Source organism: Halorubrum sp. SP3, from assembly GCF_005435195.1.
Classification (GTDB): Archaea; Halobacteriota; Halobacteria; order Halobacteriales; family Haloferacaceae; genus Halorubrum; species Halorubrum sodomense.
On record NZ_SGTU01000020.1, the window covers coordinates 25,725 to 46,297 of the forward strand.

Below are 20,573 nucleotides of genomic sequence, written 5' to 3' on the forward strand. Positions count from 1 at the left end.
AACAGCGGTAGTATATAACAGAACGCCTCGAACGGTCGCGGTCGGCGGCGCGGCCGCGGCCCTCGTCTCGGGAGGTGTCGGCGCGTCTGGCCGATCGCGGTCGACCGAGCCGTCCGGTCAGGGCTCCAGCCGGTTCGGGTCGCGCGGGAACATGATCGCCTCCTTGATGTTGTCGAGGCCGGCGACCTTCTGGACGAGGCGGTCGATGCCGAGCCCGTAGCCGCCGTGGGGGGGCGTCCCGTAGCTCAGCGCCTCGATGTAGAACTCGAAGTTCCCGGTCTCGACGCCCTCCGCTTCCATGACCTCGACCATGCGCTCGACGTCGTGTTCGCGCTGGCCGCCCGAAGAGAGCTCCTGGCCCTTGTAGATGAGGTCGAACTTCCGGGAGGCGATCTCGTCGTCGGGCACGTCCTGCATGTAGTAGAACTTCTCGTCGGGGTAGCCGACGACGAAGAACGCGGGGTGGCCCCGCTCCTCGAAGTGCTCGCCGAGCAGCTTCTCGCCCTTCGTGTCGAGGTCGGTCGGGTCGTCCGGGAAGTGCCCGTACTCGGTCTCCAAGATGTCGAGCGCCTCGTCGAAGGTGATCCGCGGGAAGTCGTCCTCGGGGACCTCCAGGTCGACGTCGAGCAGGTCGAGCTCGCGCTCGGCGTTCTCCGCGACCTCGCGGAGCGCGTGGCGCAGCGACGCCTCCTGGACGTCCATCACGTCGTCGTGGTCGTCGATGTACGCCAGCTCGACGTCGAACATCGCGATCTCGGAGACGTGGCGGGAGGTCGCGAAGTCCTCGGCGCGGAACGCGGTGCCGGTCTCGTAGACGGCCTCGTAGCCGGAGGCCATCAGCATCTGCTTGTACAGCTGGGGGCTCTGCGAGAGGAACGCGTCCTGGTTGTAGTAGAGGATCGGGAACAGCTCGGCGCCGCCCTCGGCGCCGCCCTTCGAGATCAGGGGCGTCTTGATGTCGACGAACCCCTCGTCGTCGAACCACTCCTCCATGGCGGTGATGAGCTCGGAACGCAGCGTGAACACCGCGAGCGTCTCCGGCTTCCGGAGATCGAGCGCGCGGTTGTCGAGCCGGGTGGAGAGGTCGACCTCGATGTCCTTCGAGATCTCGAGCGGGAGCGGGGACTCCGCCTCGTCGATGACCTCGTACTCGGTGGGCGCGATCTCGACGCCGCCGGGCGCCTGGTCGCTCGCCAGGGGCTCGCCGACGACCCGGACCACGTCCTCGGCCCCGACGTCTTGGACGGCCTCGAACAGCTCCGGCTCGCGCTCCTCCTTGAAGACTATCTGGATGAGCCCCTCGCGGTCGCGCACGATGAGGAAGACGAGGCCTCCCAGGTCGCGGATCTCGTGGACGTGGCCGGCGATGGCGACCTCGTCCGCGTCCGGTTCGACGTCCGACGTGTGAATTCGCTCGATCATAACGGACTGCTTACGCGCAACTGGTCGGGCGGCGGTCATAGGCCTGTCGTCTCGACGGCGACGGAACGGGGCGCCGGCGGCCGCTCCGGCGGATTCTCGGGGGCTCTCGGGTCGCGCACACCGTGTCATGTGGTCGCATAACTAACATAATTTTAATACGAAACCGACAAATCTGGTGAACGACGGCGCACCCCGCGCCGCGGATCCCGACCATGACCCGTTCCGCCCTCTCGACGCTCGCGCGGTCCGCGAGCGTCGCGTTCCTCGGGTGGACCGGGACCGGCTACGGGATTCCGAATCCACGGTCCGTCCGCCCGACCGCGTGACGCGCGTCGGCTGGGGAGATTTCCCCCGGGACGGACCGCACCCCGTTCTCTCCAGCCGCCGCTGTCCGTCGCGCGCGTCGAGTCGGACGACCGTCACCCTCGCGAGCGCCGCCGTCGGCGACCCCCGTCGTCGCCGGCGCGGCGTTCAAGGACGCGCACCGGTCGCTCCCGGATCGTCATCCGGGACACCGACCGGCCGCGCCGCGTTCGACTCGCGGCGAGGGCGTATGGCGGCAGCCATCCACACGCCGTCGGTCGAGGCGACGGTGACCGTCCGCGTCTCGCAGGCGGCCGCCGGCGACCTCGTCGCCGGCGCCAGAGCACAGATCGAACGAATCGACGGCCTCAGCGTCGAGGCGATCGAGATCGCCGGCCTCCGGCCCGGCCTCAACGACACCACGGTCGAAGCGATCGCCACCCTCGCGGTCGACGAGGGGGCGGCGTCCGACGCCGAGTTCGACGGCGCCGAGCCCGACGGCGCCGACGAGTTCGTCGTCCACCGCGTCCGCGAGCGGCTCGCGGACGGGTTCGGCGTCGACCCGGAGCGCGTCGAGCGGGTCGACCCGCCCGACTGACGGGGTCCGGGACCGCGGTGTTCCAACCTAGTCGCCGTCGAGCCGCTCCCGCACCTCGGCCTCGGCGCGCCGGAGCACCTCGCGGATCGGAAGCCCGGTCGCCGCGGCGACCGCGGCCGCGTCGTCGTACTCTCCGCTGACGTCGTACACCTCCCCGTCCGTCGTCGACGCGACCTTCACCGCCACCTCGTGGTCCGCGCCGCCGACCCGGAGCGTCGCCGTCTCGAACTCGCGCTCGGCGATCCAGCGGTGGCTCGCGCCGGACTGACGCACTCCGAGCGTTCCGGTCTCGCGGGCGAGTCGATCCGCGACCGCCTCGGCGTCCTCCGGCTTACAGATCGCCTTCACGAGGTGGCCGGGGCGGGACTTCTTCATCGTCGTCGGGACGATCGTCACGTCTCGCGCGCCAGCGCGCGCGAGGGTCTCCTGAAGCCCGCCGAGCACCTCCGGTGCCGCGTCGTCGAGATTGGTCTCTAAGACGGCGATGTCGTCGTGAGCGAGCGCCCCACCGCGGTCGTGGCCGACGTGGGGGTCGCGTTTCCCGTCGACCTCGCCGTGTTCGTCGCTCGCCCCTCCCCCGTCCCCGACGAGCGAGCGGAGGACGTTCGGGTGGCGCTCGAAGTCGGCGTCGCCGGCCCCGTATCCGGCGCGTTCGATCGCGAGGTCCGGGACCGAATCGACGCCCTCGGCGATCGCCCCGAGGATCGCGGCGCCGGTCGGCGTGAGCAGCTCGCGATCGATCGGCCCGCCGACGATCCGGAACCCGGCTCGCCTCGCGATCTCGGTCGTGGCCGGGGCCGGGACCGGGTAGGTCCCGTGGCTCATCTCGACCGTCCCCCCGCCGGCCGCGAGCGGCGTCGTGACCACGCGCTCCGGGCCGAGGTCGTCGACCAGCAGCGCCGCGCCGACCACGTCGGCGATCGCGTCGTCCGCGCCCACCTCGTGGAAGTGCGTCTCGTCGAGGTCGGTGCCGTGGACCGACGCCTCGGCGCGACCGAGCAGTTCGAAGGCGTCGAGCGCGGTCGACTCGACCGCGTCGGGGAGATCCATCGACCCGACGAGGTCGACCACCTCGCGGTAGCTCCGCTGGACGCCCGCGCCCTCGGCGTGGGTCTCTGATTCGGCGGTGTCCGTCTCGCGGTCGTGGTCGTGACTGTGGCTATGGTCGTGCCCGTGGCCGTGGTCGTGATCGTAACCGTGATCGTGACTGTGGTCGCGACCGTGGCTGTGGTCATGGTCGTGGTCCGCGTCGGCCTCGACCGCACCGTCGCCGTCGTCGACGAGGACGTCGACGGTCGTCGCGCGGATCCCGTTCTTCTCCGTCTCGCCGATCGCGTACCGAACCGGGAGCGCGTCCCTCGCCGGGGCGAGGGCGTCGGGGTCGGCGCCGGCCGCGATCAGCGCGGCGCAGATCATGTCGCCGGCGGCGCCGGTCCGACCGTCGAAGACGAGCGTTCGCATGATTTCCCCGAGGCGACTGGCGGACAAATACCTCCGGATTCGGGCTTCCAACCGACGGCGAAAAGGCACGCTTACGACGGGGTTTTATGACCGGACTCCGTACCGTGCCATATGATCACACAGCCTACCGTGGCCGCCGATCGGACCGGAGGAATCGGCGGGCCGGAGACGGGCAACAGGCTTATTCCCGGACCGGGTCCAGATACGATCATCCCCCGCGAGGAACCATGAACGAAGTCCAACTCGAAGTCGCGAAGGCGTACCCGAACGACTCGGGACGCGGTATCGCCCGACTCGACCCCGACACCCTGCTCCACCTGAAGCTCTCGCCCGGCGACATCATCGAGATCGAGGGCGCGGAGACCACCGCCGCGAAGGTCTGGCGCGCCGACCGCCAAGACTGGAACACCGACACCGTCCGGGTGGACGGGTTCACCCGACAGAACGCGGACGTGGGCATCGGCGAGCGCGTCACCATCCGGAAGGCGGAGGCCGAGAAGGCCGACAAGCTCGTCTTGGCCCCGCCGGAGGATGCGTCGGTCCAGTTCGGTTCCGACGCCGCCGGCATGGTGAAACGTCAGATCCTCAAGCGGCCGGTCGTCGAGCGCGACATCGTCCCGGTGATGTCCTCGACGAACCACCCGTTCATGCGGTCGCCCGGCCAGGCGATCCCGCTGATCGCGGTCGAGACCGAGCCCGACGGCGTCTGCCTGATCACCGAGGACACGGAGGTCGAACTGCGCGAAGAGCCGATCTCCGGGTTCGAGAAGACCGGCGGCGGCATCACCTACGAGGACATCGGCGGCCTTCAAAACGAGATCCAGCGCGTCCGCGAGATGGTCGAGCTGCCGATGAAACACCCGCAGATCTTCTCGAAGCTCGGGATCGAGCCGCCGCAGGGCGTCCTGCTCCACGGCCCGCCGGGCACCGGGAAGACCCTGCTCGCGAAGGCGGTCGCCAACGAGACGTCGGCGTCGTTCTTCTCGATCGCCGGCCCCGAGATCATCTCGAAGTACTACGGCGAGTCCGAACAGCAGCTCAGGGAGATATTCGAGGACGCGAAAGAGGAGTCGCCCTCGATCATCTTCATCGACGAGCTCGACTCGATCGCGCCGAAACGCGAGGACGTCACCGGCGAGGTCGAGCGCCGCGTCGTCGCCCAGCTGCTGACGATGATGGACGGGTTAGAGACGCGCGGGCAGGTGATCGTCATCGGCGCGACGAACCGCGTCGACAGCGTCGACCCCGCGCTCCGCCGGCCGGGTCGGTTCGACCGCGAGATCGAGATCGGCGTCCCCGACGAGGTGGGGCGCAAGGAGATCCTCCAGATCCACACCCGCGGGATGCCGCTCTCGGACGACGTGAGCTTGGACCACCTCGCCGACGAGACGCACGGGTTCGTCGGTGCCGACATCGAGAGCCTCACGAAGGAGGCCGCGATGAAGGCGCTGCGCCGGTATCTCCCCGAGATCGACTTAGACGAAGAGGAGGTGCCGCCGAGTCTTATCGACCGGATGATCGTCAAACGCGACGACTTCTCGGGGGCGCTGAACGAGGTGGAGCCCTCGGCGATGCGCGAGGTGCTCGTCGAACTCCCGAAGATATCGTGGGACGACGTGGGGGGACTCACCGACGCCAAACAGCAGGTCCAAGAGTCGGTGGAGTGGCCGCTCACCTCGCCGGAGAAGTTCGACCGGATGGGCGTCAACGCGCCGAAGGGCGTGTTGCTGTACGGCCCGCCCGGAACCGGGAAGACGCTGATGGCGAAGGCGGTCGCCAACGAGACGAACGCGAACTTCATCTCGGTGCGGGGGCCGCAGCTGCTCTCGAAGTGGGTCGGCGAGTCGGAGAAGGCGATCAGACAGACCTTCCGGAAGGCCCGGCAGGTGAGCCCGACGATCATCTTCTTCGACGAGCTCGACAGTCTCGCGCCCTCGCGCGGGCAGGAGGCCGGGAACAACGTCTCCGAGCGCGTCGTCAACCAGCTGCTGACGGAGCTCGACGGCCTCGAGGACATGGGCGACGTGATGGTGATCGGCGCGACAAACCGTCCCGATATGATCGACCCGGCGCTGCTGCGCTCGGGGCGGTTCGACCGCCTCGTGATGATCGGCCAGCCGGACCAGGAGGGTCGCGAGCGGATCCTCGAGATACACACCCAGAACACGCCGCTCGCGCCCGACGTGAGCCTGCGCGAGGTCGCCGAGATCACCGACGGCTACGTCGGGTCCGACCTGGAGGGGATCGCCCGCGAGGCCGCCATCGAGGCGCTGCGCGACGACGACGACGCCGAGGAGGTCGAGATGAAACACTTCCGGCGCGCGATGGAGTCGGTGCGGCCGACGGTAAACGACGACATCCTCGCGTACTACGACGACATCAAAGAGCAGTTCAAGGGCGGCGGCGGCGAGTCGCTCCGCGACACCGGCGGCCGGATCGGGTTCCAGTAACGCCGGCGACGCGCCTTTCCTGCGGGGACGTTTTGCGTATCGCGCGCGTAGCGGGCGCCATGTCCGACGACGTCACCGTCGACGTGGAGGTCGAAGTGGAGGTCGACCGCGACGAACTGGAGATCGAACGCGGCGACGCCGAACTGATCGAGGCGACCTACGAGGCGAACGGGATCGAGATCGAGGTCGAAGCCGAGGTGGAGACGCACGGGGGCGGTCACGGGGACGAGGAGGCCACGCACGGGGACGACGACGAACACGGAGAACGCGACCCCGAGTAGTCGTCCCCGTCCGAACCCCGAGCGTCTGGTTCCGCGCCTTTTAACCTCGCCAGCGACCAAGCGAGACCATGTCCCAGCCCCGCGTCCCCGGCGGCGACGAGAACGCGCTGGAGCTACCCTGCGGGGAGACGATCGGCGTCGGCGACCTGGACCTCGGAATGCGCGAGTACGAGTGCGACTGCGGCGAGGCGCACGCGGTCGTGATGGACGTTCATCCCCCCGAGCGATTCCTCCCGGAGTTCCTGGTCGAGGTGCTCCGCGAGGCGATCGAGACGACGAGCGAGGAGATGCCGGAGTTCGACACGCCGCACCTGCTCGGCGTGGTGTTAGAGGAGTTTCCGGAGGCCGTCGTCGCGCACGACGCCAGCGAGAACGCGGACGTGGGGTACGCGATGGCGTGGGTCACCCGGTTCGACTCGCGCCGACTCCACGAGATTGTCGTCGAACTTGTCATCGAACTGATGGAACACGCAGTGAGCCACGCCGACGACGACGAGGCGCTGTCGGCGTTCGAGCGGGAGATGGTCGAGTTCGACGTGAGCGAGTTCGTCGAGCAGTACCGCGCGGAGCGCGACCTCGAGGCCGAGGATCCCTACGCCTGAACTCCCTCCGAGCGCCGCTCGAAACACACCGAAGCGCCGGATAACGGCCGTCTCACGGCTCGTGTCTGACAACCGTCCGACTCCTGTCTCACTGAACCCTATATGTTCGGAGACCCTACGTAAGACGTATGAGCGCCGGCGAATACGACCGGTACGACCGGATCCGCGGCGTGCTCGCCGAGGCCGACGAGCCGCTGACGGCGCGGGAGATCCTCGCCCTCGTCGAGGAGTGCGACGAGTGCGAGGCGATCGACAGCCCGCACCGGGTCGCAACGGTACTCGGGCGCCGCGCCGAGCGCGGCGAGGTCGAGGTCATCGCGGGCCGGCCCTACCGGTACCGGCTCGAGACCTGAGTCGGTCGATACGCGGAAGGGGTCCCACGTCGAGGGGCTCGAGACTCGACGCGGGCTCACGGCCATCGGGACGGACCGAATGCCGTGTAGTACCGACCACCGTGGTACTCGATGACTTGCGAAAATCGCAAACTCGCTGCGAGATTCGTACTCTACCGCCGACCTTATTACGATGAGCGTATTCCGTCCGCGTAATGAGCGAGGACCGGACGATTCTACTCATCGGCAGCGGACCGATCCAGATCGGACAGGCGGCCGAGTTCGACTACTCCGGCGCACAGGCGTGTCGGGCGCTTCAGGAGGAGGGCGCCCGCGTCGTCCTGGTGAACTCGAATCCGGCGACGATCATGACCGACCCCGAGACGGCCGACCGGGTGTACATCGAACCGATCACGCCCGAGGCCATCGCGGAGGTCATCCGGATCGAGGAGCCGGACGGCGTCATCGCGGGGCTCGGCGGCCAGACCGGGCTCAACGTCACCGCCGAGCTCGCCGAGGAGGGCATTCTGGAGGAACACGACGTCGAGGTGATGGGCACGCCGCTCGACACCATCTACGCGACGGAGGACCGCGACCTGTTCCGCCAGCGGATGGAGGACCTGGGGCAGCCGGTCCCCAAGTCGACCACCATCTCGCTGGACGAGGACGAGTCGGTCACCGACTTCGACGAGGAGTACTTCCGCGAGCGGGTCCAGGACGCGGTCGACGCGGTCGGCGGCCTCCCCGTCATCGCCCGGACGACCTACACCCTCGGCGGCTCCGGCTCGGGCGTCGTCGACGAGTTCGAGGAGCTGGTCGAGCGCGTTCGCAAGGGGCTCCGGCTCTCGCGCAACAGCGAGGTGCTGATCACGGAGTCCATCGCGGGCTGGGTCGAGCTGGAGTACGAGGTGATGCGGGACGCCGACGACTCCTGCATCATCATCTGTAACATGGAGAACATCGACCCGATGGGGATCCACACCGGCGAGTCGACGGTCGTTACCCCCTCGCAGGTGATCCCCGACGACGGCCACCAGGAGATGCGCGACGCGGCGCTCGAGGTGATCCGCGACCTCGGCATCCAGGGCGGCTGTAACATCCAGTTCGCGTGGCACGACGACGGCACCCCCGGCGGCGAGTACCGCGTCGTCGAGGTGAACCCGCGCGTCTCCCGCTCCTCGGCGCTGGCGTCGAAGGCGACCGGCTACCCGATCGCCCGCGTGACGGCGAAGGTCGCGCTCGGCAAGCGGCTCCACGAGATCGACAACGAGATCACCGGCGAGACGACCGCCGCCTTCGAGCCCGCCATCGACTACGTGGTGACGAAGGTGCCGCGCTGGCCCATCGACAAGTTCGACGACGTGGACTTCGAGCTCGGCACGGCGATGAAGTCCACCGGCGAGGCGATGTCCATCGGTCGGACGTTCGAGGAGAGCATGGTGAAGGCGCTGCGCTCCTCGGAGTACGACCCCGCGGTCGACTTCGACGAGGTGGACGACGCGGAGCTCGAGTCGGGGTACCTCGAACGGCCGACCCCCGACCGCCCGTACGCGATGTTCGAGGCGTTCGACCGCGGCTACGACGTCGACGACGTGATCGACCTGACCGGCATCCACCGCTGGTACGTCGAGCGCTTCGAGAAGATCGCCGACGGCACCGCCGCGGCCGCCGAGGGCGACTTCACCGAGGCCGCGATGGTCGGCCGCACCGACGCGGAGATCGCCGCGACCGCGACCGCGGGCGGCGTCGACGCCGACGTGGGGCGGGTCGAGAGCGAGGTCCCGGACCGCACCTACAAGCAGGTGGACACCTGCGCGGGCGAGTTCGAGGCGTCCACGCCGTACTACTACTCCGCGCGGCTGCCGGAGTTCCTTCAGGGCGCCGACACCGCGGGCGCGGCGGACGAGGTCCGCGTCGACCCGGACGTGGAGAGCGTCGTGGTCGTCGGCGGCGGCCCGATCCGCATCGGGCAGGGCGTCGAGTTCGACTACTGCGCGGTCCACGCGGTGCGCGCGCTCCGCGAGCTCGGAATCGACGCGCACGTGATCAACAACAACCCCGAGACGGTGTCGACGGACTACGACACCTCCGACGGCCTGTTCTTCGAGCCCATCTCCGCCGAGGAGGTCGCCGACGTGATCGAGACGACCGGCGCCGACGGCGTGATGGTCCAGTTCGGCGGGCAGACCTCCGTCAACGTGGGCGAGCCCCTCAAGGCGGAGATCGACCGCCGCGGGCTCGACTGCGAGATCCTGGGCACGAGCGTCGAGGCGATGGACCTCGCGGAGGACCGCGACCGGTTCAACGTCCTGATGGACGAGCTGGGCGTCGCCCAGCCCGAGGGCGGCACCGCGACGAGCGAGGCCGAGGCGCTCGAGCTCGCCCACGAGATCGGCTATCCGGTCCTCGTCCGCCCCTCCTACGTGCTGGGCGGCCGCGCGATGCGGGTCGTCGAGGACGACGCCGAGCTGGAGGAGTACATCGAGGAGGCGGTCCGCGTCTCGCCGGACAAGCCGATCCTGGTCGACCAGTTCCTCGACGACGCGGTCGAGCTGGACGTCGACGCCGTGGCCGACGGCGAGGACGTGCTTCTCGGCGGCGTGATGGAACACGTCGAGAGCGCGGGCGTCCACTCCGGCGACTCCGCGTGTATGATCCCGCCGCGCTCGCTCGGCGACGAGACGCTCGGCCGGGTGCGCGAGGTCACCGAGGACATCGCTCGCGCGCTCGACACGGTCGGCCTGCTCAACGTCCAGCTCGCGGTGACCGGCGTCCACGACCCCGACGCCGAAAGCGAGGTGTACGTGCTGGAGGCGAACCCGCGCTCCTCGCGGACGGTCCCGTTCGTCTCGAAGGCGACGGGCGTCCCGATCGCCAAGCTCGCGGCGAAGGTGATGACGGACGACCTGACGCTCGCCGACCTCGACGTCGACGAGCAGATCCCCGAACACCGCTCGGTGAAGGAGGTCGTCCTCCCGTTCGACCGCCTGCCGGGCTCGGACCCCCGGCTTGGCCCGGAGATGAAGTCCACGGGCGAGGTGATGGGCACCGCGACCTCCTTCGGGAAGGCGTACGACAAGGCGCAGGACTCGACCGGGAAGCCGATCCTGGAGTCCGGCACCGCGGTCGTCGACCTCTCGGCCGAGGAGTTCCCGGACCCGGGCACCGAGGCGGGCGAGGCGCTCGTCGCGGGGTACGCGGAGCACTTCGATCTGAGCGAGGCGACGGACCTGATCGAGGCGGCCAAGCGCGGCGAACTCGACCTCATCGTCTCGCGCCAGCGCGACCTGCTGGAGGTGGCGGTCGAAGAGGAGATCACCTACTTCTCGACGCACGCCTCCGCGAAGGCGGCGCTCGAAGCGCTCGACCACACGGGCGACGACCTCGACGTGATGGCGGTCTCGGACCGTCCGAAGCGCGTCGCGGAGTGGGGCGCGGCGGAGTAGCGTCGGAGGGGCGACGCGTCCGTCCGGAGGGGGAACGCACAAGCCGCCCGCCGCCCTCCAGAGCGGTGTGAACGTCGACATTCTGCTGTACGACGGGTTCGACGAACTGGACGGGATCGGCCCCTACGAGGTGTTCGACTACGCGCTCGGCTACGCGGCGGAGGGGTCCGACGGAGACGGCGAGGCCGACGACGACGGCCGCGCCGGGCGCGTCCGCTACGTCACGCTCGACGAACGCGAGGCGGTGACCGCGAGCCACGGGACCCGCGTCGGCGTCGACGGGACCCTTCCCGACCCGGACGCCGACGCTTCCCCCGACCTGCTCGTCGTTCCCGGCGGGGGATGGAGCGCGCGCGACGAGGACGCGAGCGCGTGGGTGGAGGCGCGGAAGGGCGACGTGCCGCGCGCGCTCGCGGCGCACCACGCGGCCGGCACCCGGATCGCCTCGGTGTGTACCGGTTCGATGCTGCTCGCGGAGGCGGGCGTCACCGACGGGCGTCGAGCGGTCACGCACACCTCCGCGATCGAGGAACTCCGGGAGTCTGGCGCCGAGGTCGTCGACGCGCGCGTCGTCGACGACGGCGACCTGCTCTCCGCGGGCGGGGTCACCTCCGGCATCGACCTGGCGCTGTACGTGGTCGAGCGCGAGTTCGGCGCCGGGGTCGCAGACCGCGTGGCGACCGTCGTCGAGTACGAGCGGCGGTACGAGGTCGCGGCGTAGGTCGCCCGCGACTCAGTCGTCCCCAGCGTCGTCGGGCAGCGGCGCGGCGTCGTCGCCGGTCTCGTCGACCGTGGTCTCGCCGTCGGCGTCGACGGTGATGACGGTGCAGTCGAGCTCGCCGCGGAGGAACGAGTCGATGTCGGGGTCCGAGAGCAGCTTCTGGACCATCCGGCGCCACCGCCCGGCCTGCTTCGAGCCGATGACGACGACGTCGGCGTCCTCGGCGACGATCTCTTCGAGGATCGTCTCCTCGACGAGGAACCCGCGCCGGACGACGTAACGCGCGCGGTCGACCCGGCCGATTCGCTCTTCGACCGCGCGCTTGAGATCGCTGCGCGAGACGCCGCCAGACCGCTGGTAGAGGTCGACGTGGAGGATGGTGAGGGCGGCGTCGCGCTCGGCGGCGACGCGGGCCGCCTCTCGGAGCGTCGCGGCGGAGTGCGACGAGGGAGGGAACCGGACCGGAACCACGACGAGCGTCATGTCGAGTCGGTGGGGCCCGGGGCGTAAATACGCTGTCGATGCGACGGCTCCCCGCGGTCGCCCTCTCGGTCGACCGGCGAGCGCGGTCGGGGTCGAGGACGGCTCAGCCGTGGCCGTCGATCGGGACCGGCTCGTACGGTTCCGCCAGCCAGTCGAGGCTGTTCGCCAGCTCCTGTTCGATCGCCTTCCGCGAGAGCCCGCCAGCGTTGGGGTCGTCGTCGTCCATTCGGAAGTACGCCTTCATCGCGATCACCTGCCGGTCCCGGTCGTACCCGTCGGGCGCCTCGCCGAGGACGCGCTCGCTCTCGCCGGCGTTGTAGGCGTTCGCGGTGTCGAAGAAGTTGATCCCGTGGTCGATCGCGGTGTCGACGACCGCCCGTGCCTCCTCGGCGGAGAGGTACCAGTCCGCGTCCCCGCCGAACGTGTTCGTCCCGATCCCGATCCGACTCACCTTCGTCCCGGACCCTCCGAGCGTCGTGTACTCCATCCGACCGCCACGCGCGGCGGGGAGGAATTCGTTCGGGTCGCGGCCGCGCCCTCGCGGTGCCCGCGCCTTTTTGTCTCGGCCTCCCGATACGCCGGTAATGGATCGACAGGGAGCGCGGCCGTCGACGGAGGGGTGAGGTGGACCGACTCCCCACGAAGGGGCTCTCGCCGCTCGCGAGGCGGGTCGACGACGTGCTCGCGCGGTACGGCTACGAGATCGGCCCCGCCATCGAGGCGATCGACGACGCCGTGACCGGGTACGGCGGCCTGTTCGACCCGGGGACGAGCGACGGCGAGATCCGGACCGCGGTCGAGGCGGTCCTGGCCGCCGACCCGCCCGCCGAGGGCGACGGCTCGTGGGGCTCCGACGACCGCAGTGTCGTCCTCTACGTCGACGGCAGCTCCCGCGGGAACCGGGGGCCTGCCGGCGCGGGCGCCGTGCTGCGGACCGACGGCGAATCGGCGGTCCGGTTGGGGCGACCGGTCGGGAGGGCCGGGAACAACACCGCGGAGTACGCGGCGCTCCACCTGGGGCTGGAGGCGCTGGCCGCGCGCTGCGACCCCGCCGCCGTCGAGGTCCGCATCGACTCGCGGACCGTCATCGACGACGTCTGGGGGAGCGGCGACGGCGTCGATTCGGCCGCGCCGTACCGGCCGGCCATCCGGGACCGGCTCGCGGCGCTGTCCGCCTGCGACTGGACGCACCTGGCCGACAGCGACCCCAACCCGGCGGACGCCCGGGCGGCGGTCGGCGCCGACATCGCGGCGCTCGGCCCGTGATTCGAGCCCGAAGACGGCCGCTACGACCCGTCTACCTCTCCGTCGGCCGAGACGAGATCCTCGGCGCCGGTCGGCGCCTCGAGCCGGACGGGATGACGCGTGTGCCGCGCGTGCGTCTCCGCCCAGCGCCGGGCCGGCCGCTCCGCGAGGAACCGCTCGCCGTCCGGGCAGCGCCGACACCGAGCGGTCCACGGCGTCACGTCGTCCGGGTAGTGGCCGGTGTGGCGCTCGTGGTCGAGCGCGAACTGCTCGACCGCGTGACCGCCGGGGTCGAGGTCGTCGAGCTCGCGGTCGAGATTCCACTCGCGGCCGCACCGCTCGCAGGAGACGGTCGGTTCCTCGCGGTCGCCGTCGGAGAACGCGTCGTCGGTCACGGGTGCGCTTCGGGCCGCGCGCACTTGAACGGCGACCGGGCCGCGCCTCGACCTCGCCTCACAGCGCCGGCGGCTCGCCGCGACCGATCACGATCTCCTGGCCCTCGACGTCCTCTAAGGCGGCGACTCGACCGCCGATCTCGACGCGGCCGGTCTCGGTCTCGACGACCAGCGACGCCACCTCCTCGGTGTCGACGAACGCGACGTCGACCACCTTTCCGCGGACCGTCACCTCCTCGCCGGTCTCGATGTCGCGCCCCTCCACGCTCGCGTAGAACTCCTCGCCGTCGAACTCGCGGACGTCTTTCACGGCGCGGCGGATCGACGCGTAGCGGCGCGGGAAGGGACGTTCCTCCCCGTCGGCGGCGAGCGTCTCGGCGGTCGTCCAGAGGACCGTTCCGAAGAAGCCGGAGACGAGGAAGCCGAGCGCGGAGCGGTTGAAGATGACGCCGTATCGCTCGCGGTCGTCGCGCAGCGCGTCCTGAGTGGCGTACACGGAGTACTCCCCGTCCCCGACCGCGAGGACCGGCGTGGTGATCCCCCGCCGAGCGCGCGCGATGGTCGCGACCTCTAGGTAGTCGAACTCGGCCGGGTCGGGCGCGTTCGACGCGGGCGTGACGAGCAGTTCGACGCTGACGCCCGCGGCGACTTTCGCGGCGAGCTCGTCGCGGAACCGGCGGAGGAGGCCGGGCGTGAGCGAGACCGCGAGCTCGTACTCCGCGTTCTCGATCACCTCCTCGAGGTACCGGAGGATCGTCGAGCGCGACTTCACGAGCGACACGGCCTCGGTCTCGCGGGTCGGCGCGGTGTAGCGGGCCTCCAGCTCGTCGACCATCTCCGCGAACGACGAGCGCAGGTCGCCGAAGGCGTCGTCGGGGTCGACGGCGACGATCTTCATCGGCCGCGACTCGCGGAGTTCGACGAGCCCGCGGTCCGAGAGGCTCCGGACGGTGTCGTACACCCGCGGCTGCGGGATGTCGGTCCGGTCGGCGATGTCGCTCGCCGTCAGTTCCCCGTGTTCCAACACCGCGAGGTACGCGTCGATCTCGTACTCGCCGAGGTTGAATCGGTCCCCGACGCGATCGAGCGTGTCCCGGAGATCGTCGGTCATATCGGAAGAACGGGGGCGGGGATTATAGCTTTTTACTATGAGTCGAGTTGTACGCGTTTTCGGAGCGTCCTCTATCGGTGTGGACCATCCGGTCTGCCGTCGGTGGCGGACAGTGTGTTGTCCGATTCGCTCCCGGCCGTTCACGGTGGGATTCTCGCCTCGCAGAACGGCGGCGAGCCACGCGCCCAGCCTCGGTGCGCGTTCGGCGGCGCGGGTACCACGCCGCTCGGCGGGGCACCCGCCGACCGTCCGCGGGGAGAAACGCTTTTTCGGGTGGCCGACGGCGGATCGGCTATGGTACTTCCGGCAGGGGCGCCGACTCCGGGGGTGGTCTCGCGACTCACCGAGGTCGCCTCCCGAATCGCGAACCTCCCGGGAGCGGGGCTCCTGACCGTCGTCGCGTCGGTGGCGGTCGGCGTCGTCCTCGCCAACTTCCTCGTCAGACTGATCGGCCGGCCGGTCGCGCGGCGCGTGTCGCGGCAGAGCGTCGCACAGACGATCGTCCGCGGCGTCCGGGCGGGGACGATCGGCGCCGCGCTCCTCGTCGGTCTCAGCGCGGCCGGCTTCCAGTTCGAGGAGCTCCTCCTCGGGACCGCGGTGTTCTCGGCCGTCATCGGTATCGTCCTCGCGCCGCTTGTGGGCAACTTCATCAACGGCGTGTTCGTCCTCGCCGACCAGCCGTTCGAGATCGGCGACATGATCGAGTTGGAGGACGGGACGGCGGGGTTCGTCGAGGACATCACGATCCGGTACACGAAGATATTCACCCTCGATAACACCTTCCTCGTCGTCCCGAACGGAACGATGCGCGAGCGCGACGTGACGAACCTCTCGGCCGAAGACGAGCGGACCCGGCGCTCGATCGACGTCCTCGTCACCTACGAGAGCGATATCCCGGAGGCGCGCCGCCGTATCGAACGCGCCGCGCGCGACTGCGAGGCCGTCATCGACGGCGGGCCCGACATCCGAATCGGCGTGGCGCGGTACATGGCGGGCCCCGACTGCCGGCTCCACGAGTTCGGCGACGACGGGATCCTGCTCCGGCTCCGGTACTGGGTGAAGAAACCGTACAAGCTGGCGAAGATCCAGTCGGACGTGAACACGCGGATCCGCGAACGACTCGGCGAGCCGGAGGCGAACGTCACGATGGCGTACCCGCACCGGCACCTCGTCTTCGACGACACCTCCGGCGTCGCGCGCGTCGACGCCGGGGCCGGCGCCTCCGGACCCGGTGACCGTACCGCGTCCGCGGCCGCCACCCCGGACCTCACCGACGACGGTCCGCCGGGCTCGGATCGCTCCGGAGACGACGCGTCCGCAGGTCCGAGCGGCGGCGGCGTCCCCGAAGTCGACCGCGACGACAGCGGCGACGGTAGGACGGAGCGGTGACCGGATCGGAAGCCTGATAGCGCGGGCCCCGCGTCTGTACGCCAGTGAGCGACGAGTCCGCTGCCGACTCGGAGGATCCCTCCGGCGACGTTCCACCAGACAGCCCCTCCGGCGACGGTCCGCCAGACAGCCCCTCCGGCCCTCCCGGCGACGATGACGGTCCCCTCGACGACGAGTCAATCACCGAGGGGAGCCTCCTCCGGCCGCTGTTCCGCTTAGCGTGGCCGATCGTCGTGATCCAGCTGTTACAGGTGACGTACAACATCGTCGACACCCTCTATCTGGGCCGGCTCTCTGCCGAGGCGGTCGGCGCGATCAGCCTCGCGTTCCCCCTCATCTTCCTGCTGATCGCGGTCGCCGGCGGCTTCACGACGGCGGGCGCGATCCTCGTGGCGCAGTACACCGGCGCCGACGGCGACGGGTCCGCGGGGCTCGTTGCGGGACAGACGATCTTCACCGTCTCGGTGCTGTCCGTGTTCATCGGGATCGGCGGGTACTTCTACACTCGACCCGCCCTCGAGGTCCTGCCGAGCGACGCCGAGACCGCGGCGACGGTGATCCCACTCGCGGCCGACTACATGGAGGTGATCTTCGCCGGGATCCCCCTGATGTTCGGCTTCTTCGTCTTCTCGGCGCTGATGCGCGGCTACGGCGACACGCGGACGCCGATGGCGGTCATGTTCGTCTCCGTCCTCCTGAACGTCCTGCTCGACCCGTTCTTCATCTTCGGGTTCGACGGCAACCCCCTGTTCGAGTGGCTCGCCGCGGTGCCCGGCCTCGCCGCGCTCGACCCGGTCGCGCTTGAGGCGACCCTGCTCTCGGCGACGGGAGTCACCGGGATCGGCATTCAGGGCGCCGCGCTCGCGACGATCCTCTCGCGCGGCGTCGCGACCGCCATCGGGCTCTGGATCCTGTTCGGGACGGGCTACGGCCCCGACGTGACGCTCGGCCACCTCGCGCCCGACCTCGACTTCATCCGGGACATCTTCCGGCTCGGGCTCCCCTCCAGCGTCGAGCAGACGACGAGCGCGCTCGCGATGATCACACTCACCGCGATGATCGTCACCTTCTCGCCGCCCGTCGTCGCCGCCTACGGGCTCGGCAACCGCCTCATCTCGCTCGTCTTCCTCCCCGCGATGGGGCTCGGCCGCGCCATCGACACGATGGTCGGGCAGAACCTCGGCGCCGACCGCGCTGACCGCGCCGCCAAGGCGGTGAAGTTCGCCGCCACGACCGGCGCGGGCGTGATGTTCCTCGTCGCGGTCGTCGCCGTCGCGTTCACCGAGCCGATCGTGGGCGCGTTCCTCGGCGACGTCCCGGACGCGCCCGAGACCATCTCCTACGCGGTCGAGTACGTCCGGATCCGGTCGGTGGAGTTCGCCTTCATCGGCGTCTCGCAGGTGATCTTAGGCGCGTTCCGCGGCGCCGGCAACACGAAGACCGCGATGGTCATCTCGATTCTCACCCTCTGGGTGGGCCGAGTCGCGAGCGTGGGGTACCTCGTGTTCGTCGCCGGCTGGGGCGAGACCGGCGTCTGGGTCGGCATGGCGCTCGGGAACGTCCTCGGCGCCGTCGTCGGCGTGGCGTGGTTCTCGCGCGGCACGTGGACCGAGCGCTACATCGAGGACCCCGACCCCGGCGTCGACCCGCTGGGCGACGACTGACGCCCCGGATCAGTTGCGATCCGTCACGAGTGAGATATTCCGACCCAATCGCGCTCAATACTGGGGTAGCGATGAGAGATTGCGGGAGTGAGTATAGTACATCATGAGTGAGGTCATTTATGATCCACCGCCACCCCACCCATGACCACACTCCACATCACCGTCGGCGACCGAGAACAGCTCCGTGAGGACGCACTCCAGTTCGTCCGGGACGTCGAGGACGACGACCAAGACGGAAAGGCGACGCTCCAGTTCGGAACCTACGACGACTTCGTCGACAGCCTCACGCCGCTCCGCCTGAATCTCGTCCGAGCGATCGCCGAGGAGGCCCCCGAAAGCATGCGCGAAGCGGCGCGGCTCGTCGAGAGAGACGTGTCCGACGTCCACTCTAACCTGAAGCAGCTGGAAGTACTGGGTATCCTGACGCTCGAAGAGGGCGGCCCCGGCGGCGCGATACAACCGGTCGTCCCATTCGACCGCATCGAAGTCCACATGGACTACCCGCTCATCGATGACGGGGATGCCGACAGCGCCCCCGCGAGTGCGTAATCGGTTCGTCTCAAGCTTGGAGGATTCTCAGCGATCAATTCGCACTCTTCAGCGACCAGCCGTTTCAGGCGAATATACGTCTGAAGAAGAGATTTCAGCTGAGCCGACGCTCCGATAACCGGTCGCCTGTGCGCTCAGTGTCTGAACAGGTACACCGCGTCGTCGTCGCGCAGCAGACAGAACCGCGCGCCGTCGTTCTCGGGGAACGTCGTCCCGCTCTGTCGGGTGACGAACAGGCGCGAGAAGGCGTCGTCGCACACGGGACACGCCATCCCCTCGCGGTTCGCCCAGAGGCTCGTCGCGCCCGCGTCGCGGAGCTGTTTCAGTTCGTGGCGGTGGTCGTGGACATCGAAACTCGTCATGGGCGGCGATTCGCCGGCGGGGTGTTGAACGTGTCCTCGCGAGTCTCAGTTCGGAGAACGCGCGGTCAGCTCTTCAGTCGCATCGGCTGTTTCTCCCCGTAGGTGAGCGTCCGCCACACCCACTCGACCGGGCCGAACCGGAAGTACCGCAGCCAGAGCACGGACAGCGGGACCTGGACCGCCCAGATGGCGACGACGATCCCGTACTGCTCGACGCGGCTGACGTACCCGAACAGCCCGAAGCCGTGGCCGTAGAAGATCGTGGTCGCGATCACCGTCTGGAGGAGGTAGTTCGTGAACGCGGTCCGCCCGACGGCGGCGAACGCCCGCGTCACGGGACCGTCGGGGCGCCGCTCCGCGTACAGCATGACGAGGCCGAGGTACCCGCCCGCCACGAGGAAGCTCCCGACGAAGTTGAACTGGAGGTAGAACAGCGCGGCGTCGGCGCTCCAGTCGTTCGCCTGGATGTACGCGACGCCCGCGACGACGACCGCGAGGCCGACGACGCCGACGCCGACGAGCCGCCGGTATAACCGCCGCGACCGGTCGCCGGTCAGGACGCCCCACTTGTACAGCGCCATGCCGAGCAGCATGGTGCCGCCGATCTGCCAGAAGCTCTGGACGATCCCGACCTGTCGGTTGAACGCGGTCGGCGCGCGGTGGTCGAACTGTTCGAGCCACCCGCCGCGGTAGGCCATCACCTCCCGTCGGATCGCGGCCTCCGAGGGCGCCCAGAACCCCCTGACGGCCTCGGGACCGAGCGACACCGCGGCGAACAGCCGCAGGCCGACGAAAAGCAGCAGGCAGCCGACGCCGAGCGCGGCCAGCTTCCGGGCCTCCAGGTCGCGAACGAACACCAGGAACAACCCCGAGAGGCCGTAGGCCACGAGGATGTCGCCGTACCACAGGAGGTAGGCGTGGAGGAGTCCGATCGCGATGAGCACCGCGGTCCGGCGGTAGTGGAGCCGGACGGCGTCCTGTCCCTTCCGCTCCTTGCTTTCGGTGAACAGGACGATCCCGGCGCCGAACAGGGCCGAGAACAGCGTGATGAACTTGTTCTGCGCGAACACGTGGCCGACGAACCAAGCCCAGTAGTTCGCGCCGGTGAAGTCGCCGTACGTGGTTGGGTTCGTCAGGGTCGACTCCGGCATCGCGAACACCCAGACGTTGATCACGAGGATGCCGAGCAGCGCGAACCCCCGGAGCGCGTCGAGGCTGGTGATCCGTTCGGAGGGCGGCGTCGGGCCGGGATCGCTGGTCACGAGTTATCCGACGGAAGTGCCCCCAGCACCGAATAGGTTCCCATCGCGGCGGGCGTCACCGACGGTCGGGGCGTCGTCGCTGACAGATTCTCATCTGAAACAGTCGATCGATGACCGGTGCTTCCCGATCGATACCGGGAGTAGGTGTAGTACGTTGTGAGTGGGGTCGTTTATAAGGAGAGTTGTGGTGTTGTTGTCGGCTGTTTATGAGTGATCACCGCTGCTGGGATGCCAGTCTCCAAAACCCCAGTCGCTTGCTTATAAATGGTTGACTGTGGATCGACCACAAACGGCTTCAAAGCCCCAGCCGGGAGGACTCGATGCGCTCGCTGTGGTCCTCGGTCGGTCGCTATTGCTCCCTCCCTGTGGTCCTTGCGTCGCGCGTCTTCGTCCTCCCGGCTGCCCCTTTGAGTCCCGCCCCGCACAGCGACCGCACCTCACACCTCCCCAGCCTCGCGGTTCGCGCTCTCCGAGCGCTCACCGCGTCCCTCGCGGGC

18 protein-coding genes and 1 pseudogene are annotated in these 20,573 nt (G+C 69.3%); 11 read left to right on the plus strand and 8 right to left on the minus strand.

The window, feature by feature from the left end:
• Nucleotides 1-117: 117 nt before the first annotated feature.
• On the minus strand, nucleotides 118-1,422 hold the full coding sequence (aspS, locus tag EXE42_RS13480) for an aspartate--tRNA(Asn) ligase (RefSeq protein WP_092924249.1): 1,305 nt from the start codon (nucleotides 1,420-1,422) through the stop codon (nucleotides 118-120).
• Between the two features lie 553 nt (nucleotides 1,423-1,975).
• On the opposite strand from aspS, the gene EXE42_RS13485 reads away from it, so the two are divergent.
• Complete coding sequence (locus tag EXE42_RS13485; RefSeq protein WP_137693485.1) at nucleotides 1,976-2,323, plus strand: hypothetical protein; 348 nt, start codon at nucleotides 1,976-1,978, stop codon at nucleotides 2,321-2,323.
• 27 nt (nucleotides 2,324-2,350) lie between these two features.
• On the opposite strand, the gene larC is transcribed toward EXE42_RS13485, so the two are convergent.
• The gene (gene larC, locus EXE42_RS13490; protein WP_137706713.1) at nucleotides 2,351-3,784 is read right to left on the minus strand and encodes a nickel pincer cofactor biosynthesis protein LarC; all 1,434 of its coding nucleotides are present in this window, start codon (nucleotides 3,782-3,784) and stop codon (nucleotides 2,351-2,353) included.
• Between the two features lie 227 nt (nucleotides 3,785-4,011).
• On the opposite strand from larC, the gene EXE42_RS13495 reads away from it, so the two are divergent.
• The 6 genes from EXE42_RS13495 (at nucleotide 4,012) to EXE42_RS13520 (ending at nucleotide 11,616) form a co-directional block, all read left to right on the plus strand.
• Nucleotides 4,012-6,234, plus strand: coding sequence for a CDC48 family AAA ATPase (locus tag EXE42_RS13495; RefSeq protein WP_092924239.1), 2,223 nt, complete (start codon nucleotides 4,012-4,014; stop codon nucleotides 6,232-6,234).
• Between the two features lie 59 nt (nucleotides 6,235-6,293).
• Nucleotides 6,294-6,515, plus strand: coding sequence for a hypothetical protein (locus tag EXE42_RS13500; RefSeq protein ID WP_092924236.1), 222 nt, complete (start codon nucleotides 6,294-6,296; stop codon nucleotides 6,513-6,515).
• A 68-nt stretch (nucleotides 6,516-6,583) separates the two neighbouring features.
• Entirely contained in the window at nucleotides 6,584-7,117 is a 534-nt protein-coding gene (locus EXE42_RS13505) for a DUF5815 family protein (protein ID WP_092924233.1), read from the plus strand.
• Between the two features lie 128 nt (nucleotides 7,118-7,245).
• Nucleotides 7,246-7,470 carry a hypothetical protein gene (locus EXE42_RS13510; protein ID WP_086221077.1) on the plus strand — a complete coding sequence of 75 codons (225 nt, stop codon included), beginning with the start codon at nucleotides 7,246-7,248 and terminating at the stop codon, nucleotides 7,468-7,470.
• A 194-nt stretch (nucleotides 7,471-7,664) separates the two neighbouring features.
• On the plus strand, nucleotides 7,665-10,895 hold the full coding sequence (gene carB, locus EXE42_RS13515; protein ID WP_137706714.1) for a carbamoyl-phosphate synthase large subunit: 3,231 nt from the start codon (nucleotides 7,665-7,667) through the stop codon (nucleotides 10,893-10,895).
• A gap of 67 nt (nucleotides 10,896-10,962) precedes the next feature.
• Nucleotides 10,963-11,616: a DJ-1/PfpI family protein gene (locus EXE42_RS13520; RefSeq protein WP_137706715.1), complete on the plus strand. Its 654-nt coding sequence runs from the start codon at nucleotides 10,963-10,965 to the stop codon at nucleotides 11,614-11,616.
• Nucleotides 11,617-11,628: 12 nt separating this feature from the next.
• Here EXE42_RS13520 and EXE42_RS13525 read toward each other — a convergent pair whose 3' ends face one another.
• Nucleotides 11,629-12,099, minus strand: coding sequence for a universal stress protein (locus tag EXE42_RS13525; protein ID WP_092924224.1), 471 nt, complete (start codon nucleotides 12,097-12,099; stop codon nucleotides 11,629-11,631).
• Between the two features lie 145 nt (nucleotides 12,100-12,244).
• Nucleotides 12,245-12,586: pseudogene (locus EXE42_RS13530) on the minus strand (aldo/keto reductase); the annotation flags it as partial.
• A gap of 137 nt (nucleotides 12,587-12,723) precedes the next feature.
• Here EXE42_RS13530 and EXE42_RS13535 point away from each other — a divergent pair.
• Complete coding sequence (locus EXE42_RS13535; protein ID WP_137706716.1) at nucleotides 12,724-13,365, plus strand: ribonuclease HI family protein; 642 nt, start codon at nucleotides 12,724-12,726, stop codon at nucleotides 13,363-13,365.
• Nucleotides 13,366-13,385: 20 nt separating this feature from the next.
• On the opposite strand, the gene EXE42_RS13540 is transcribed toward EXE42_RS13535, so the two are convergent.
• Nucleotides 13,386-13,739: a hypothetical protein gene (locus EXE42_RS13540; RefSeq protein ID WP_092924218.1), complete on the minus strand. Its 354-nt coding sequence runs from the start codon at nucleotides 13,737-13,739 to the stop codon at nucleotides 13,386-13,388.
• 58 nt (nucleotides 13,740-13,797) lie between these two features.
• Entirely contained in the window at nucleotides 13,798-14,850 is a 1,053-nt protein-coding gene (trmB, locus tag EXE42_RS13545) for an HTH-type sugar sensing transcriptional regulator TrmB (protein WP_092924215.1), read from the minus strand.
• Between the two features lie 294 nt (nucleotides 14,851-15,144).
• Between trmB and EXE42_RS13550 the strand changes: the two genes are divergently transcribed.
• The 3 genes from EXE42_RS13550 (at nucleotide 15,145) to EXE42_RS13560 (ending at nucleotide 18,452) form a co-directional block, all read left to right on the plus strand.
• Nucleotides 15,145-16,239 carry a mechanosensitive ion channel family protein gene (locus tag EXE42_RS13550; protein ID WP_137706717.1) on the plus strand — a complete coding sequence of 365 codons (1,095 nt, stop codon included), beginning with the start codon at nucleotides 15,145-15,147 and terminating at the stop codon, nucleotides 16,237-16,239.
• Nucleotides 16,240-16,283: 44 nt separating this feature from the next.
• Complete coding sequence (locus tag EXE42_RS13555) at nucleotides 16,284-17,903, plus strand: MATE family efflux transporter (RefSeq protein ID WP_137706718.1); 1,620 nt, start codon at nucleotides 16,284-16,286, stop codon at nucleotides 17,901-17,903.
• Between the two features lie 141 nt (nucleotides 17,904-18,044).
• Nucleotides 18,045-18,452 carry a transcriptional regulator gene (locus EXE42_RS13560; protein ID WP_092924206.1) on the plus strand — a complete coding sequence of 136 codons (408 nt, stop codon included), beginning with the start codon at nucleotides 18,045-18,047 and terminating at the stop codon, nucleotides 18,450-18,452.
• Nucleotides 18,453-18,586: 134 nt separating this feature from the next.
• On the opposite strand, the gene EXE42_RS13565 is transcribed toward EXE42_RS13560, so the two are convergent.
• Both EXE42_RS13565 and EXE42_RS13570 read right to left on the minus strand, forming a co-directional pair.
• On the minus strand, nucleotides 18,587-18,814 hold the full coding sequence (locus EXE42_RS13565) for a flagella cluster protein (protein ID WP_092924203.1): 228 nt from the start codon (nucleotides 18,812-18,814) through the stop codon (nucleotides 18,587-18,589).
• A 65-nt stretch (nucleotides 18,815-18,879) separates the two neighbouring features.
• Complete coding sequence (locus tag EXE42_RS13570) at nucleotides 18,880-20,076, minus strand: DUF418 domain-containing protein (protein WP_137693491.1); 1,197 nt, start codon at nucleotides 20,074-20,076, stop codon at nucleotides 18,880-18,882.
• Between the last annotated feature and the right edge of the window lie 497 nt (nucleotides 20,077-20,573).

Bases quoted from the DNA above. Each gene is read 5' to 3' on its own strand.
- aspS (WP_092924249.1), bottom strand. From the start codon at position 1,422: ATGATCGAGCGAATTCACACGTCGGACGTCGAACCGGACGCGGACGAG.
- EXE42_RS13485 (WP_137693485.1), top strand. From the start codon at position 1,976: ATGGCGGCAGCCATCCACACGCCGTCGGTCGAGGCGACGGTGACCGTC.
- larC (WP_137706713.1), bottom strand. From the start codon at position 3,784: ATGCGAACGCTCGTCTTCGACGGTCGGACCGGCGCCGCCGGCGACATG.
- EXE42_RS13495 (WP_092924239.1), top strand. From the start codon at position 4,012: ATGAACGAAGTCCAACTCGAAGTCGCGAAGGCGTACCCGAACGACTCG.
- EXE42_RS13500 (WP_092924236.1), top strand. From the start codon at position 6,294: ATGTCCGACGACGTCACCGTCGACGTGGAGGTCGAAGTGGAGGTCGAC.
- EXE42_RS13505 (WP_092924233.1), top strand. From the start codon at position 6,584: ATGTCCCAGCCCCGCGTCCCCGGCGGCGACGAGAACGCGCTGGAGCTA.
- EXE42_RS13510 (WP_086221077.1), top strand. From the start codon at position 7,246: ATGAGCGCCGGCGAATACGACCGGTACGACCGGATCCGCGGCGTGCTC.
- carB (WP_137706714.1), top strand. From the start codon at position 7,665: ATGAGCGAGGACCGGACGATTCTACTCATCGGCAGCGGACCGATCCAG.
- EXE42_RS13525 (WP_092924224.1), bottom strand. From the start codon at position 12,099: ATGACGCTCGTCGTGGTTCCGGTCCGGTTCCCTCCCTCGTCGCACTCC.
- trmB (WP_092924215.1), bottom strand. From the start codon at position 14,850: ATGACCGACGATCTCCGGGACACGCTCGATCGCGTCGGGGACCGATTC.
- EXE42_RS13550 (WP_137706717.1), top strand. From the start codon at position 15,145: ATGGTACTTCCGGCAGGGGCGCCGACTCCGGGGGTGGTCTCGCGACTC.
- EXE42_RS13560 (WP_092924206.1), top strand. From the start codon at position 18,045: ATGACCACACTCCACATCACCGTCGGCGACCGAGAACAGCTCCGTGAG.
- EXE42_RS13565 (WP_092924203.1), bottom strand. From the start codon at position 18,814: ATGACGAGTTTCGATGTCCACGACCACCGCCACGAACTGAAACAGCTC.